General features: G+C 68.2%; 1 protein-coding gene. It reads left to right on the plus strand.

Features of this window, described 5'->3' with window-relative positions:
- Positions 1–14: 14 nt before the first annotated feature.
- The coding region (locus FLQ44_RS17010; RefSeq protein ID WP_240801325.1) for an isocitrate/isopropylmalate family dehydrogenase at positions 15–428 on the plus strand (414 nt) is incomplete at its 3' end.

Genomic DNA, 428 nt, shown 5'->3' on the forward strand with positions numbered 1-428 from the left:
CCGACATGTCAGCCTTGCCCCGCTTCGACGACGTCCCCGTTGCGACGTCCGCCCCTGCTGCCCTCACCATCGCGGTCGCCGAGGGCGACGGCATCGGCCCCGAAATCATGGCCGCCACGCTCGATGTGCTGCGTGAGCTTGATCCTTCGCTCAAGTTCCTGCCGCTCACCGTGGGCCTTTCGGCGTATCGCGCCGGCCATGCCGCCGGGCTCGGGCCCGAAGTGTTCGAGGCCGTCGAGCAACACCGCGTGCTGCTCAAGGGCCCGATCACCACGCCGCAGGGCGGCGGCTACAAGAGCGTCAACGTGACCCTGCGCAAGACGCTGGGACTGTACGCCAACGTGCGGCCCTGCGTGTCCTATGCCCCCTATGTGCGCAGCCTGCAGCCGGGCATGGATGTGGTCATCGTCCGCGAGAACGAGGAGGAC

It is taken from the genome of Vogesella mureinivorans, from assembly GCF_007644035.1.
In the GTDB taxonomy this organism is placed as follows: Bacteria; Pseudomonadota; Gammaproteobacteria; order Burkholderiales; family Chromobacteriaceae; genus Vogesella; species Vogesella mureinivorans.